The sequence below is a fragment of the Halomonas sp. AOP7-E1-9 genome (assembly GCF_052376035.1).
GTDB lineage: Bacteria > Pseudomonadota > Gammaproteobacteria > Pseudomonadales > Halomonadaceae > Vreelandella > Vreelandella citrativorans.
In genome coordinates this window covers 1-14,308 of sequence record NZ_JBQSVC010000029.1, presented here as the reverse complement: position 1 = coordinate 14,308, position 14,308 = coordinate 1, and the positions used below count along the sequence as shown (strand labels likewise).

The following is a 14,308-nucleotide window of genomic DNA, read 5'->3' as shown; positions in this document are numbered from 1 at the left end:
TGTAAAAGCGTAAGGTAGCTCTTCGGTTCGACCTTGCCACCGCTTTATTGCGTTCGCTATTACGCATCATGGCAAGCGTTGACCTGGCCCCCCTATCTAGGGCTTAAGGTGTTTTCAGCACCTGACGCTTGCACGGCCAGACTGCCAATCGCAGTCTTATCTCGCTACAGACATACCTAGAAAGATGTTCTGTTTTTTTGCTCACGTCCTGTGGCGACCTTTCCGACAACGGAACGCTGGTTGCTATTTAGGATGCTGGGCTGCAAAACCTATGGGTATTCCATGTACAACGAAAACTTCTATCAATTCTCGACCCTGACGGTCCTCGCTTTACTGGTGTTCTTTTACGGCGGCACTTATCTGCTGACCCTACTGATCAAGGAGAAAAAGGAAAATACCGACGCCTTCATGGTGTCTAACCATCAGATCGGCTTTGGCCTTGGCGCCGCCAGCATGACCGCCACCTGGATCTGGGCTGCCTCCTTTTACGCCGCTGCGACCTCGGGTTATACCTATGGCATCTCAGGGCCCCTGCATTACGGGTTGTGGGGCGCGTTGATGATCCTGTTCATCTACCCCTTTGGCCGTCGCTTTCGCAAGCTGGCACCCAATGCGCACACTCTGGGTGAACTGATCCACGCCCGGCATGGCGCCTCCAGCCAGTTGATCCTTGCCTCCTCCAACATACTCGGCAGTATCATCAGCCTGATGGTCAACTTCACGGCGTCCGGCGCACTGGTCTCAGTGCTCTCACCACTCTCCTTTCAAGCCGGGGTGGTGATCGCAGGCGTTGGGGTGCTGTCTTACACGCTATGGTCGGGGTTCCGCGCTTCGGTCCTTACTGACTTTGCCCAACTGATGGCGATGATGGCCATCGCCATTCTAATCATCCCCGCAGTGATGTTCGCAATCGGCGGGCCGGAAACGCTATCGAACGGCATGAGTCTGCTCACTCCAGAACAGGCAAATCTGTTCTCGGTGGACGCCATCCTCAATCAGGGCGCCCCTTTCTTTGTAGCAGTGCTGGCCTACGCGATTGGTAACCAGACTATCTCCCAACGCCTGTTCGCCGTGCGTGAAGACCACATCAAACCGACCTTTATCACCGCGACCATTGGCTACGGTGCGATTGTTATCGGCTTGGGCATGATTGGCTTGATGGCGCTGATGACCGGCATGGAGCCCATGAATGGCGACATGAACAACCTGATCCCACAGATGGTCTCGATGTACCTCTCGCCGGTATTTATTGGACTGTTCTTTATTCTGGTGATCGGCTCGCTCTCCTCAACCGCTGACTCGGACCTTTCTGCCATGTCGGCGATTGTCATGGCCGATATCTATGGCAAGAACATTGCGAAAAACAAGCCCGACCCGACCAGGATGCTGTTTATTGGCAGGTTGACCATGATTGTGGCGACGCTGATTGGGGTGATTCTCGCCAGCTTCTCCATGGACATTCTTATCATGCTGATTTTCGTTGGCGCGCTCTGGGGTGCAATTGTCTTCCCGGTGATCGCCAGCTGTTTCTGGAGCCGGGTCACCAACACGGCGTTTACCTCGGCGGTAATCGCAGGCTTGGTGATGTTCTGCATCGCACGATTTGAACTGCTGCCTATGGTCGGCCTAACCGCAGGGCTATTTGAGTTGCTGGCCTCCGTAGGCGGAGGTGTAGTGCTTGGCCTGATGGCCTTTGGATTCTGCGGTCGCCGTGCCGGTTTGATTGTCGGCGCACTCAGCACTCTTGTTTTGGCCTACTTCTGTGTTGGCTTCCTGCGGGACTACACGGTGCTAATGGCCTCATTAATGGCCTACGGCGTCAGCACGATTGTGTGCATCGGCGTCAGCCTGATGAGCACCAGCAAGTTCGACTTCGCGCAGATTAATCAGGATGTCATCAACTATGACCCGGCTAAGCCTGCTACTCGGGCCTAAGCTCTCTGTGACAAGGGCTGGGTGATAAGGGCTGGGCAATAAGCCCTGTGTAAGACGTTGAAATCACTTCATCCGCTGGTGCGCCATAGCGCACCAGCCAAACATTAGGAAAACACATGCAAACTTTTATATTGGCGTTATATGTATTGATCTGGCCGCTAATCTCACTCTCCGTACTGGGCGTCATCGGCCTGGCCACACTAAAAGACATTCTTGCGGCGCGGCGCGATAAGCGGGAGCTGGTGTGAAGTAATACCGAGTAGGCGAAGCCAAAACAGAAAAGTTGCCGCTATAATGAGTCTTATACGCCATACTCGTCGTGGCGGCGATTCCAGCCATACGGCTCAGTTTGTGGCCAGCCTTCTGGAGAATCTTCCCAGGTTTCCTGACGGCCAAACGGGGTCAAGTCTAAATAGGTCCAGAGACTGCCGAGATATTCGACGCCTCGCGCCCCTGTAAAATAGCTGCGATATATGGTGTTGCCGTCACGAATAAATACACTGGCGCCGTGCTTTTCACCTTCCGCAGTCGTTACGCCAACATCATAGTTAAAGTCGCTCTCATAAGACGAGTACCATGGAATAGGATAAGCCCATCCCATACGAGACCGATACTGCTCGAGTTTTTCCAATGGGGCGCGTGACACCATCACTAGCGAGGTATCGCGAGCATGCAGGTGAGCCGGGTGAGTCATGGCATCGGCGACCCACGAGCATCCGCCACACCCCGCTTTCCAGTCAGGTGCGTACATAAAATGATACACAATGAGTTGACGGCGCCCTTCAAACAGATCGAGCAGAGACACCGGGCCGTTTTCGCCCTGAAACGTATAATGCTTATCCACCTTCACAACAGGTAATTTCCTACGCTCAGCACTCAGTGCGTCACGCGCGCGGGTTAGCGCTTTCTCTTTTACAAGAAACTGATCCAGCGCTAATTTCCACTCTTCTAAAGATACGACACTCGGCAATGGTTGTTTAGTTGTAGTCATGGTTTTTCTCTCCGGTGTGTTCCGTCGATCCGCTCCAACACTGATAAACTTCGCCGAAGTGCTGGCGTGCGGGATGCTGATCACTCACGCTGCCAAGCGCCGATTGTAGGCATCAAGGCATTTATGCCACGCTGGTCGGTCGTGACAGCGCGTTAAATAGGAAGTCACATTAGGAAACTCATCTAGAAGGTTTGTATGCTGTATTTGACTTAACGCCGCAACCATTAGAATGTCTGGATAGGTAAACTGGTCGCCAAGCAGATAGCGCTTGCTAATAAGCACATCTTCGAGCACTGCGAGGCAGTTCTTGGCCATCTCCACGAGTGCCGGACGTCGCAGCGTTGCCCACTCGGCATCCGCTTCAAATAAATCAATCACGGCAATTTGCGTCATCGGTGGCTCCACTGTATCCAGGGCAGCAAACGTCCATTGCAGGGCTTTAGCGCGTTCTGACTCACTCGTCGGCAGAAGCCTCCCTGATTGCTCCGCCAAGTAGATAACAATAGCCCCTGACTCAAAAATGATCACGCCATCATGGTCAATTGCGGGTACTTTGCCAAAGGGATTGATTGCCAAATAATCAGCGCTATGTAGCTCCCCAGCGACATCATCAAGCCCATTAACCTGATGAGGCAGCTCGCACTCCTCTAGTGCCCACAGCACACGTAAATCCCTCGTAATCCCCACCACTTGCGGCGTTACTTTTCCAAATCCATACATAGTAATCATCATCAATTTCCTCACGAAAGCCAATACTTCAAACGGTCTGTGATTGCATGAGCGAACTATCACTAGTCGTTCGAGCGTGAGAGAAATCGACAAGCTACAATGTATTTTTTATTCTCAATGGCCACATAAACGGCGCGAGGAGCGTAAACCTCATAGCCCACTCCGCCGCTACACTTATTTCTGCGTTAACCCGTAAAGGTATTGATATACAGCGCTTCTACTTTATCCCGTGCCCACTGCGTTTTACGCAGGAATTTCAACGACGACTTAATAGAGGGATCATTGAAGAAGCAGTTCACGTTGATCTCTGCGTACAAGCCGTCCCAGCCGTAACGCTCAACCAAACGCGTCAAGATCTTTTCAAGGCTTAAACCATGTAACGGATTATTGGGTTGTGGATGGCTCATTAGTAATTCCCAGTGGCATTTCAAACGCCCTTTCCAACATGGCAGGCGACAAGCCACGAATGTTAACAGAGGCAGTTAAGAAAGCACGGCGGAATAGCGTTCCGCCATTGGCAACGTACTTCTCTGCAAAGAACCAGTAATATTCGATACATTTCCATTTCCCTGTCATGGTGATGTTGTTATTTAATCCAACGCTACCCTGATTATGTTTAAAGCAACGTAAATTTTATTACGCCAACCTCACCTGCGGACAACTGTCATGGATGATCATCGCGCAAACACGCTGGACAAGCCCACCCGTACGGGCTTGATTTTGCTGGCCGTGGTACAAGGGGTTGCGCTGCTGGCCCTTCATCTGGCGATCGAGCATGAGCACTGGCTGGCCGCTGACCAGCGCTGGCTCAAGGCGCTTTATACCGTAGCAATCGCCCTGCCCGCGTTTTATCTAATCGGCATGGAGCAGCTACGTGATCGCCTCAATTTTCTGCCGCTATTGCTGGCCCCACTGCTGTTTTGGCTGGGCTGGCACCTTGGCTGGGTAGAGCAGACGCCCGAAGCGCTGGAGTGGGCACGGCATCCGTTCACGTTTGCCTTTTGCGTGTCACTTGGCGTGGCGCTTTTCATTCTGGCACTGTTTTTTCGGAGTAGCGCCACTAGCAGAACCTGGCCTACCGCCTATTCACCGCTGCTGAATTACTCCTGGGAATTCACCCAGACGCTTTCACAATTAACGCTGTTTATTGGTGTGTTCTGGGGCCTGTTATGGCTGGGGGCAACGCTGTTTTCGGCTATTGGCGTGCGCTTTTTTGAGACGCTTTTCAGCGACCCCCTGTTTATTTACCCCGTCACCTGGCTGGTGATCGGTTTAACGCTGGTGATGATTCGTAACCGCTTTCGCCTGATCCAAAGCGTGCGGCAGATGAGCGAGGCACTTATCAAAGCGTTACTGCCGCTAGTAGCCCTTATCATTCTGCTGTTTTTTGCCATGCTCCTTTTTACCGGCGTGCAACCCGTATGGGATACAGGCAGAGCCTCCTGCATATTAATGGCGCTGATGTTAACCCTGCTGCTGTTCTTCAACGCGGTCTTTCATCAAGCGCATGGCTTACCCCCCTATCCCACCTGGCTACGCCGTATCATCCTGCTGGCCGTTGTGCTGCTGCCGGTGGGTAGCGTGCTAGCCGCTTGGGCGCTCTGGCTGCGTATAGATCAATACGGCCTTAGCCTGGACAGGCTGTGGGCTGCCCTGCTGCAAGTGCTAACAGCGGCATTTACCGTAAGCTACAGCCTGCTTCTGCTGTGGCGCCGCCAGGCAGCACTTCCCAGCCTACAGCGCGCCAACGTTGGCCTGGCCCTGCTGGTGGCCCTTGTGTTGATCGTGGTTAACACGCCGCTGGCAGATATGCGCCACTGGGTTGCCGAGCAGCAAATCAAGCGGTTGCTGGATGGCCGCACAACAGCCGAGGCGTTTGATGTTAACTACCTGCGCTACCAGCTCGGCCAGCCGGGCACCTTGGCCTTGCAAGCCTTGGTAGAGAGCGAATTTGCCCAATCGCAGCCTGAGTTAGCTCGGCGTATTGAACTTTCGCTCAGGCAAACCGAACGTTGGAGCCAGGAACCACTGGTGGATACTCAGAACCTGGCTGACGTCGCCCAACAGTTCAGGGCAAGCCCTAACGGCGCCACTCTCCCAGAGCCCTTGCTGAACCTGTTGGTTGAGCAGAATTCTGCCTGTTTAAGCCAGACAGAACCCTGCCAAACCCTACAGATAAGCAGCGGCACGCCCTTCCAGTGGCTGGTTTATGAACCTTATAGCGCGGTGGGCAAGGCGTATGGCGAACGCAATGGCGACTGGCTGTTGTTCGGCCATTTGATGCTACTCGGCGCGACTCAGCCGCAAGATGACCCAACGTGCCAAACGGCTCTGACTACGAATGATCTCGAACGCCTTACCGGGCCAGCCGATATCTACCGGAACGGCAACTGCCTTTATAACCTGCAGCCGACGATTGAAAACGTCAGGCAGCAGCTATCCGCTCAAGGGGGAAAAATATCAGGGGAGTAAGCAGATTGGCAGGTACTTCCCTATTAACGATAAAACTCAACAAAAAACCTTACCGGGCCCAGCGGCTTGATGTGATGTTTTATCGTTGGCTCTACAACACCATACTGCTCTGGGCTTAGCTCGATGATATCCAGTGCTGGCTCTTGAATGGTGTACTCCAACAAGCCTTCAAGTACCACAATCTTTCCCCACACCCCCTCTTTGGTCGTGTGGTCATTCAACAACCCTGTGGGAACGCTCTCTTCGGTGAATTCTGGCGTTCTTTTATAGGGAGAAACATTGACGGGTAAGTCTTTCATGTTATCGGCTCCTTGTAGCCAAAAACTCGCCGTTTCCGACAGGCACGGTACACGTGGCGAAATCAGGGTCTGCGGAAACCAATGCCACAAAAGATAACATCTCTTCAGCATGAGACGTGGCATTATCAACCACAAGAAGCCCTCCTTCACGAAGAACCCGCTTAATGTCGGGCCACCATGCCAGATACTCAGAACGCTCAGAATCGAGAAAGAGAAGATCGATGCTTGATGTGGAGCTGCGACCAAGTACGGCACCCGCCTCACCATGAACCTGGGTAATGAACGGAGCAAGACCTGAACGCTCGAAACTCTTAGCCGCAAGCGAACGTTTGAAATCGGCTTGTTCAACGGTCGTCACATGGCCGTTTATTGCCGCTGCAGCCCAAGCCAGCCAGAGTGTTGAGTAACCGTTAGACGTTCCAATTTCAAGCACGCGCTGAGCATTCGTGGCCCGAACCATCACGGAAAGGAATTCTCCCGTGTCACGAGTGATGTTCAACATGCGGCGAGGCCGGTCGGTGATGGCGCTATCGTTGCTTACACCAAACTGCTCGAGTTCAAGTAACAGCGTTTGTAGCGATTCAGTCACGTTGCACTCCCTTTGTTTAATGCCACCTTATCTAGCTCGCCTGCCACGCTTCAACCATGCTTCATTCTTTCTCAACCGCCGCCGTGGCCGACCCCATCGCGTTACACTACGCTTGAAGTGATTTTCATACTTTACAGCAGAGGCTCATGTGCGTGCACTTTCTCGTAAAAAACAGATTCTGGGCCTGATTGGCTGGCTGGCACTGGCTTATATTGCCGCCGCCATCGGATCGGTGGCCTCCATCAACGCGGCCTCTTTCTACGCAGAGCTTGTGCAACCGCCCTGGGCACCGCCCGCCTGGCTATTCGGGCCGATGTGGACGACGCTTTACGGCCTTATGGGCATTGCCGCCTGGCTTGCCTGGCGTGAGCCCAGCGCCCGGCCCGCGCTTGTCGTGTTCGCCATACAGCTGGCGCTCAACGCCTTATGGAGCTGGCTCTTCTTCGCTTGGCAGCTGGGCGCTCTCGCCTTTATCGGCGTGGCCGCGCTTTGGGTATTGATTTTGATGACGCTGGTGATGTTCTGGCGACTCAAGCCGTTGGCGGGTGTACTGCTGGCGCCTTACCTTGCTTGGGTGAGCTTGGCCTGCGCGCTCACCTGGAGTGTGTGGCAGTTGAATCCACAGATTCTTGGGTGACGTCGGCACATAGAAAGCCCCACTGAGTCAATAAAACCAAGTGGGGCTAAAAAGGCCTATATCAGGCTATTTTAGTTAGTGAAAGGTCCTTCAAAGTAGCTGCGGATCGTTTCCATATCGTCACCTTGAGAGATGGCAAGCGATAACAGAATTCTAGCCTTTTGCGGATTATATACGCCGCTACCAATGCCTAGCTCTTTCGGACTCACGATACCATTGCCTGTCCGAGAGGCACGCACAATCGGGATACCATTTTCCATAGCTTCGGCGACTGCATCATCCATACGATCTGGAATTGATCCATTACCCGTACTAGCGATTACGATCCCCTCAGCGCCATTAGCAATGGACGACTCGATCATTGATCCATCAACATCTTGATACCCGTATAGGATGTCTACCTGGGCAAGCGAGTCTGTATCGGTAATATCAAAGTGTGGCTTGTTGGTTGGTGTCGTAGGATCAGTATAGAAAAAAGGCTCGCTGCTGACGAAAGCTCCCAGGTAGCCTTGTTCAACGGCCTTAAAAGTATCCATCATGATGGCATTTGTTTTGGTGGTATAGAAAGCAGAGGCGATACGGTCATTTAAGACCATCATGGTTCCGCGCCCTACTGCCTCTTCATTTGCAGCAAGCTTTACGGCCTCAAGAAGATTGAAAGGCCCATCGGCACTAATGGCAGACGCTGGGCGCATTGCGCCCACCATAACAATTGGCTTATCACTATCTACGGTTAAGTCAAGAAAAAATCCTGTCTCTTCAAGAGTATCCGTACCGTGAGTAATTACAACACCCTGCGTTTCAGAGTTATTGAAAGTATCGTTGATATCCTTGCTCAGTCTCAGCAGGATTTCCTGGTCGATGTTAGAGCTTCCAGTGTTAGAAATTTGCGTGCCTTGTAGCTCCGCAACGTTGGCGAGTTCAGGAACGGCATCAATAAGCTGTTGAACGCCGATGTCACCAGAAGAGTAGTTGGTGGTGTCGGTGCTGGACTCTGAGCTTCCCGCAATGGTGCCACCAGTGGCATAGATGGTAACGGCTGGAAGGTCGTCAGCAAATGCAAGACCGCTGGATAACAGCGCTGCAGATGCCATTGCAGATGCAAGTAGATTTCTTTTAAACATTTTTGCCTCATCTTCCTATTGATTTAACTAATCAAAAATCAATATGAAAAAATCGCGCCAATGATTAAATAAACCATTAAAATCAAACACATAAAATTCAACCTAATCTTACCAAGCACCAAAATAATGCAAAAAATTCTCGCTAAACACTCGCTTCATCATAGCGGTGCAAGCTTTATAGTTAATTGTCCCAAAAATTGAGCATTTCCGCCTAACAGCCCAGCATCGAGGCTGACATCATGGGCTATGATTTAATAAGGTCAAAGGGCAATATTTCGCTATCCTGAAGCAAGTAAAACGCCTGCGTACCGTGTCAAACGTCGCCCCCGCAACACCCCGTGATTTTCCAGGGCTCTATTGACGTTTCGACAATAAGATGTAGCCAAAGATAGAGCAAAACCGCAGAGCAATGCCCCCACGCAAACAAACGGCACGCTTGCTATTCCTATTGATGCTCACGAATAAACACTGGCGGAAACTAAAACCATGCTGCTTAAAACATGGACTTGCCACCATGAACGACCAAACATGGCATTGGGCGGAATAACCTTTAAAGAACAAGTAGCCATGAATTCCTGACGTACTCTCCTCGCACTCCAATTATAAATAGAAGGATTACCACGCATGAGACTCAAACAACGTACAGCACTCATTACCGGCGGGGCCAGCGGCATCGGGCTGGCAACGGCTGAGCGTTTTCTTTCCGAAGGCGCGAGCGTGGCACTGCTAGACCGGGATAGCCATGCGCTGGCCAGGGAATGCGCTCGGCTTGAGCGAGAAATTGGCCGCCCTGTCCTGGGCGTGGAAGCCGATGTAGCCGAGACGACTGCGATACATCGCGCGGTCGCGGAGGTCGGCGATGCCTTGGGGCGAATCGACATTGTGATCAATGCCGCTGGCGTCAACGTTTTCTCAGACCCGCTCGAAACCGATGAAGTCACCTGGCGGCGTTGCCTGTCGGTCAATCTGGAAGGCGCGTGGCGGGTCATTCAGGCTGCGCTACCTGGTATGCTGGCCCGCGAGTATGGCCATATCGTCAACATCGCTTCAGTCCACGGGCACAAGATTATTCCCGGCGCCTTTCCGTACCCGGTCGCCAAGCACGGCCTGATCGGTCTGACCCGGTCACTGGGCATCGAATATGCGGCGCGCGGCATCCGCGTCAACTCTATCTCACCCGGCCTAATCCGCACGCCGCCCGCTCAAGCCTGGCTGGACAGCCTAAGCGAAGCCGAACGCCAGCACCAAGTAGACCTGCTGCCGTGCCGCCGCATCGGTGAGGCCGATGAGGTCGCCAACACGGCGCTGTTTCTAGCCAGCGACGAAGCACGCTTTATCAATGCCACCGACATTCTGATTGATGGCGGCCGCAGCCAAGTTTACCACTCGTGACGCGACACCTAACTAGCCACCTTCGGCGGCGATAGAAATACGACATAGGCGGGGCTCGCGGTACAGTTTGCCGTGCTCATGACGCTTGGGTGGTTGGGGCGGTACCAGCCCGAGGGATAAATCGACTCGGGCCGTTGAATGATCAAGCGCCCCAAGCAAAACGTCTGACTGGCGTTAAAGCAGGCGCGTGAGTAGAAAGTTGTTGTCTACCGCCTTTCCATGTACGACAATCTGTACAGTACAATATTACGTACAGGAGTATTATTATGGATGCTATTAGCTATACCGCCGCCCGAAGCCACTTGGCTAAGACCATGGAACAGGTCTGCGAAGATCATTCACCTGTCATCATCACGCGCAGCAAAGCACCTTCGGTGGTCATGCTTTCGCTGGAAGATTATGAGGCGCTACAGGAAACCGCCTACCTACTGCGTTCACCCCACAACGCGCGGCGTTTGATCGACGCCATGGACGAGCTGGAACAAGGTGGTGGCCAAGAGAAGGAGCTCCTGGAGTGAGGCTCATCTTTGCCGAGAATGCCTGGGAGGACTACTTGTACTGGCAGAAAACCGACAAGAAGATTCTCGGCCGCATCAATAAGCTGATCAAGGAGATTCAGCGGCAGCCGTTCGAGGGCGTAGGCAAACCCGAACCGCTCAAACACGCCTTTTCCGGCTACTGGTCTCGACGAATCAACGACGAGCATCGGATCGTTTACAAGGTGGCGGATGATGCGCTACTGATCGCGCAGCTTCGGTATCATTATTGATTCATGGTCAATAACGCCGAAGCGCAGGTGAAGCGAAGCGGAACAGCGGTCAACTGCAGCAACTTGTTAGTTTTTACTAATGTATTCTTTAGCACACAGACCAACGAACCTACGCCCAGGATTCTGACCGTTAATCCACTCATCAACGGAGAATAGCTCAAACAATCCAACTTTAATCAAGGTCGGTACTGCGGTCTTCAGCTGCTCTTCTACCTCGCCACGCTCACCTGCGTTGTATAAAGCGACATTGCGGAGCATTGTGGCAACCGTACCTGTTTGTACCTTACTTCCATCTTTAAGGGTTACAGCGGGGAGCTCTTCTCCTTCGGCCACAATCTTTTTATTGATCGAACCAAGTTGCTCGGTATTCTCTGGTGAACCTTCGGACATCTCTATCTCCTTCAATAATTTTCGCAATAACTAACACCACCAGCACGCGCGGCTTTGTAGTGAAAGCGAAGCCGCAACGAAAAAGACATCGCCGTGCCTGGCCTTGTTAACTTTTTATAGCGCCATATGCAACAGCGGATAAGGCTTACCCTGACCATCGACTGGTGACCTATCTGTCACTTTAAAGCCAATGTGCTGATAAAAACCTACCGCCTGTTCATTCTGCTCGTTTACATCGACCCTTGATGCTCCCTGCTCTTTGATAGCATGGGCCGCTAACATGGCACCAATGCCTTTTCCGCGTGCATCAGGTGAGATGAACAACATCTCAATATTACCGTCATGTACTCCACAGAATCCCTGAATTTCACCGTTACCGTTTTTAGCACACCTTAAATCAACTGCATCAAAATACTGCTCCAGAATTAACGGCTTTAACTCCTGTAGATCATCTTCAGCCAGAAAATTATGCGTTGCCCTGACCGACGCTTCCCAGACGTCTATCAGCTTAAGGTGGTCTGCTTTTTCTACGATCTCAATATTCATCACTAAACTCGGTTGAAAATTTAACGCCGCCAAGCATGCGCGGGTACAGAATGGAGGAGAAGCCGCAATGGAGTAGCCGTCGCTGTGACTTGCATGGTTAGGCATCTTTCGCGGTGACTCGGTCATACGTAATGATTGCCAAAATTATGCAGAGCTGTATGGCACCCGCCAACAAAACCATGCTCAAGAATTGAAGCTTAAGAAAGTATGTTAGAAACAGCGAGACGTACAGCACGGTTGTCGTTAACAGCAGTGCAACAACAGAGCTCACCAAACCCCTCATAGTTTCTTCCGATTTGGATGTGGACCGTACGAAGACTAGATTTATAGCGAATACGGGACCACTCAAAGCCAGCGAAAACAAAATTAGCTTGGTTGCGTCCAGTGCGATTACCAACTCTGGCTTGTAAAGAAAAATAATCAGGAATCCTGGTGCCAACAGGCCGAGGAACCCGAATATTACCAACAAGGCTTGGCTCCATTTTAGATCTTTCAACTGATCAAACATAATTCCTGCCTAACGCCAAAGCACAGCGGCGACCTTGGAATGGCGACCAAGGAGCCATGGAAAGGGCGTCCGGGTGCCATCGGCCGCGTACTGCTGCGACTTGTTAAAAATTGGTTGCGGGCTAACTGGTAACAATGTCGTATGCCGCAACAATTTTATCGATCTGGACTGAGGCTCTGCGTCGGTCGTCAGCCACAGCGCAAACTATACTTGAATGATTTAGCTCAGGTACTTCGTCTTCAGTGAGAAGCTCCACATCCATCCATTTTCCATCATCGGAGATCGCGTGAATTGTGCTGATAGCGATTAGGCTTCCATCAATGGTTTTGAGACCGAACCACCACTGATCCATCATCATTCGGCCCGTGTACCACGCGGGCAGGATTTCTATTGCAGCCCCCGCATCATCAAGCATGGCAATTTTTCGGTTAATCTTTCGCCACTGCCGTTCAGTGAACCATAGGCTCCCTAGAGCCGTCAGAGCACCGATTACTGAAATGATTGTACTGAGCATGACCTTCCTTGATTTTTAACGTAGAGCTTTGCGGCAATTTTATAGCCGCGAAGTGGTGGAGAAATTGTCCGGCAAAAGCGACTGGTTATACATGAGTCTCCTCCGGAATCTGGGCCAACAGGTCAGTGACCCCAATATCTACACCCGCCTGTGACAACAAGGCCGAAACCTGACCCCGGTGGTGGGTTTGATGATTAAAGAAATGGAGAAGCAGGCTCGAATACCTCTTTTTGGCAGGCACCCCTTTTGTGTTGCTATAGCTGAGAACAAAATCCAGGTCACCGTCGGATAATCCGGCTATCCAGTCGATAATCTTCTGATCCAACCAGACCCTGTGTTCAGAAAGACGTCCAAAATCATCGAAGACTATCTGGTCCAGGCTGGTCGGTTTTGGAAGATCAACTACCTCGCGCAATGAGGTAACGCAAGCCGAATGTGTAGCAAACCGCTTGAGCCAGATAGTGTCGCCAACAAGGTTATGATTCAAGGTTCCCAGGATGGAACCGAAGAAGGCGCGACGGTCTTTGGCTAAATCGGTAGCGGAGAGGTGGCCTGCCGCCTCATAAAAGTTTGCGTTCATCGTCTGGTTGTATGTAGCCAGCAATTCAAAGTGATCTTTCAGACTCATCAGAGATTCTTCTCAGGTATAACGCCCGCCATGAGGGGCATATTAGGAGTGGAGCGCGAAGTGCGTAATGGAAAATATATCCCTCTCCATGGCGTTGTTGGGGTCAGTTTTCCACAACTTGAAAGATGAGGTTGGAGGCTCTCTCTGCCTCTATGATCGTTGAAATGTCACTTATATCACCGATGACGAGTTTAAGAGGGCCACCGTCTCGATTCGGGTTCCCTACTAGAATTCTGAACTCGCTCTGATGGGCGAACCGAAGATCCTTTCGGAGCGGGCCCACGGTGCCGTCATGGCTATCCAAATCAATATAGTCCACCGTTGCGCGGCTGTATCCATACCCCAGTTCTTGACACCTAGTTTCGACACGACGTAAAAACTCTCGAACATCAAAAACTAGCAGCGCAGTATCCCCAAAACCATCATGCGCTCTTTCCTCTATCTTTTGTCCGATCTTGGGGTCGTCGGTTTCTTCGAATTTCAAGCAATACATGCAGTAGACATTGAGGCTCTGCAAATTCGGGTCATCATGCACGGCCTGCCCGGACTGAATTTCACCAAGTTCTAACCACTCGTCAGTTTCTTCCCGCTTGATCCGAATAACGCCCCCATTAAGATTGCGAACCTCTAATGCGCCCTCGCGTTTGTCCCCCCGCTCCGGATGCTCTATTTGGCGATACGCAGATAGCGGCTGCATGTACAGCTCACCTGTGGTCTGGAGCGCTTCGATCCGGTGCCTCTTCGCAAACTTCATCAACAAATGATGCGGCACTACTCTGCCCCCC

At 51.9% G+C, this 14,308-nt stretch carries 19 protein-coding genes; 7 read left to right on the top strand and 12 right to left on the bottom strand.

The window, feature by feature from the left end; all coding sequences use genetic code 11:
• Positions 1 to 282: 282 nt before the first annotated feature.
• Together ACT3R4_RS14370 and ACT3R4_RS14365 are read left to right on the top strand one after the other, a co-directional pair.
• Positions 283 to 1,935 (top strand): sodium:solute symporter family protein, encoded by a 1,653-nt coding sequence (locus ACT3R4_RS14370; protein WP_441679445.1) that lies wholly within the window; start codon positions 283 to 285, stop codon positions 1,933 to 1,935.
• Between the two features lie 116 nt (positions 1,936 to 2,051).
• Complete coding sequence (locus tag ACT3R4_RS14365) at positions 2,052 to 2,183, top strand: putative transporter small subunit (protein WP_441679424.1); 132 nt, start codon at positions 2,052 to 2,054, stop codon at positions 2,181 to 2,183.
• A gap of 53 nt (positions 2,184 to 2,236) precedes the next feature.
• Here the strand turns inward: ACT3R4_RS14365 and ACT3R4_RS14360 are convergent, their stop codons facing one another.
• The 3 genes from ACT3R4_RS14360 to ACT3R4_RS14350 form a co-directional block, all read right to left on the bottom strand.
• Complete coding sequence (locus ACT3R4_RS14360; RefSeq protein ID WP_441679425.1) at positions 2,237 to 2,926, bottom strand: DUF899 domain-containing protein; 690 nt, start codon at positions 2,924 to 2,926, stop codon at positions 2,237 to 2,239.
• An 84-nt stretch (positions 2,927 to 3,010) separates the two neighbouring features.
• On the bottom strand, positions 3,011 to 3,658 hold the full coding sequence (locus ACT3R4_RS14355; protein ID WP_441679427.1) for a glutathione S-transferase family protein: 648 nt from the start codon (positions 3,656 to 3,658) through the stop codon (positions 3,011 to 3,013).
• Positions 3,659 to 3,840: 182 nt separating this feature from the next.
• Positions 3,841 to 4,062 (bottom strand): VF530 family protein, encoded by a 222-nt coding sequence (locus ACT3R4_RS14350; protein WP_192528609.1) that lies wholly within the window; start codon positions 4,060 to 4,062, stop codon positions 3,841 to 3,843.
• A 259-nt stretch (positions 4,063 to 4,321) separates the two neighbouring features.
• On the opposite strand from ACT3R4_RS14350, the gene ACT3R4_RS14345 reads away from it, so the two are divergent.
• Positions 4,322 to 6,127, top strand: a complete 1,806-nt coding sequence (locus ACT3R4_RS14345) for a DUF4153 domain-containing protein (protein ID WP_441679429.1) — start codon at positions 4,322 to 4,324, stop codon at positions 6,125 to 6,127.
• Between the two features lie 23 nt (positions 6,128 to 6,150).
• Here ACT3R4_RS14345 and ACT3R4_RS14340 read toward each other — a convergent pair whose 3' ends face one another.
• Together ACT3R4_RS14340 and ACT3R4_RS14335 are read right to left on the bottom strand one after the other, a co-directional pair.
• Positions 6,151 to 6,426 carry a TehB family protein gene (locus tag ACT3R4_RS14340; protein ID WP_172115986.1) on the bottom strand — a complete coding sequence of 92 codons (276 nt, stop codon included), beginning with the start codon at positions 6,424 to 6,426 and terminating at the stop codon, positions 6,151 to 6,153.
• A 1-nt stretch (position 6,427) separates the two neighbouring features.
• A complete protein-coding gene (locus ACT3R4_RS14335; RefSeq protein ID WP_441679430.1) occupies positions 6,428 to 7,015 on the bottom strand; it encodes an O-methyltransferase in 588 nt (195 codons plus the stop codon).
• Between the two features lie 148 nt (positions 7,016 to 7,163).
• Here ACT3R4_RS14335 and ACT3R4_RS14330 point away from each other — a divergent pair, with 148 nt between their 5' ends.
• Entirely contained in the window at positions 7,164 to 7,652 is a 489-nt protein-coding gene (locus ACT3R4_RS14330) for a TspO/MBR family protein (RefSeq protein ID WP_441679432.1), read from the top strand.
• Positions 7,653 to 7,723: 71 nt separating this feature from the next.
• Here the strand turns inward: ACT3R4_RS14330 and ACT3R4_RS14325 are convergent, their stop codons facing one another.
• Positions 7,724 to 8,776, bottom strand: coding sequence for a type II asparaginase (locus ACT3R4_RS14325; protein ID WP_441679434.1), 1,053 nt, complete (start codon positions 8,774 to 8,776; stop codon positions 7,724 to 7,726).
• A 624-nt stretch (positions 8,777 to 9,400) separates the two neighbouring features.
• Between ACT3R4_RS14325 and ACT3R4_RS14320 the strand changes: the two genes are divergently transcribed.
• The 3 genes from ACT3R4_RS14320 to ACT3R4_RS14310 all read left to right on the top strand — a co-directional run bounded on the left by ACT3R4_RS14320 (position 9,401) and on the right by ACT3R4_RS14310 (position 10,937).
• Entirely contained in the window at positions 9,401 to 10,168 is a 768-nt protein-coding gene (locus ACT3R4_RS14320; protein WP_441679436.1) for an SDR family oxidoreductase, read from the top strand.
• 266 nt (positions 10,169 to 10,434) lie between these two features.
• A complete protein-coding gene (locus tag ACT3R4_RS14315) occupies positions 10,435 to 10,686 on the top strand; it encodes a type II toxin-antitoxin system Phd/YefM family antitoxin (protein ID WP_441679438.1) in 252 nt (83 codons plus the stop codon).
• Complete coding sequence (locus ACT3R4_RS14310; protein WP_441679439.1) at positions 10,683 to 10,937, top strand: Txe/YoeB family addiction module toxin; 255 nt, start codon at positions 10,683 to 10,685, stop codon at positions 10,935 to 10,937. The genes ACT3R4_RS14315 and ACT3R4_RS14310 overlap by 4 nt, the downstream gene beginning before the upstream one ends.
• Before the next feature lie 66 nt (positions 10,938 to 11,003).
• Here the strand turns inward: ACT3R4_RS14310 and ACT3R4_RS14305 are convergent, their stop codons facing one another.
• The 6 genes from ACT3R4_RS14305 to ACT3R4_RS14280 all read right to left on the bottom strand — a co-directional run.
• Complete coding sequence (locus ACT3R4_RS14305; RefSeq protein WP_441679440.1) at positions 11,004 to 11,327, bottom strand: DUF7709 family protein; 324 nt, start codon at positions 11,325 to 11,327, stop codon at positions 11,004 to 11,006.
• A 114-nt stretch (positions 11,328 to 11,441) separates the two neighbouring features.
• Complete coding sequence (locus ACT3R4_RS14300) at positions 11,442 to 11,873, bottom strand: acetyltransferase (RefSeq protein ID WP_172115979.1); 432 nt, start codon at positions 11,871 to 11,873, stop codon at positions 11,442 to 11,444.
• Positions 11,874 to 11,970: 97 nt separating this feature from the next.
• Positions 11,971 to 12,381: a hypothetical protein gene (locus tag ACT3R4_RS14295; RefSeq protein ID WP_441679441.1), complete on the bottom strand. Its 411-nt coding sequence runs from the start codon at positions 12,379 to 12,381 to the stop codon at positions 11,971 to 11,973.
• A 121-nt stretch (positions 12,382 to 12,502) separates the two neighbouring features.
• Positions 12,503 to 12,895, bottom strand: a complete 393-nt coding sequence (locus ACT3R4_RS14290) for a hypothetical protein (protein ID WP_441679442.1) — start codon at positions 12,893 to 12,895, stop codon at positions 12,503 to 12,505.
• A gap of 85 nt (positions 12,896 to 12,980) precedes the next feature.
• Positions 12,981 to 13,523 carry a DinB family protein gene (locus ACT3R4_RS14285; RefSeq protein WP_441679443.1) on the bottom strand — a complete coding sequence of 181 codons (543 nt, stop codon included), beginning with the start codon at positions 13,521 to 13,523 and terminating at the stop codon, positions 12,981 to 12,983.
• Between the two features lie 103 nt (positions 13,524 to 13,626).
• A partial coding sequence (locus tag ACT3R4_RS14280) for a hypothetical protein (protein ID WP_496201226.1) occupies positions 13,627 to 14,308 on the bottom strand: 682 nt, incomplete at its 5' end.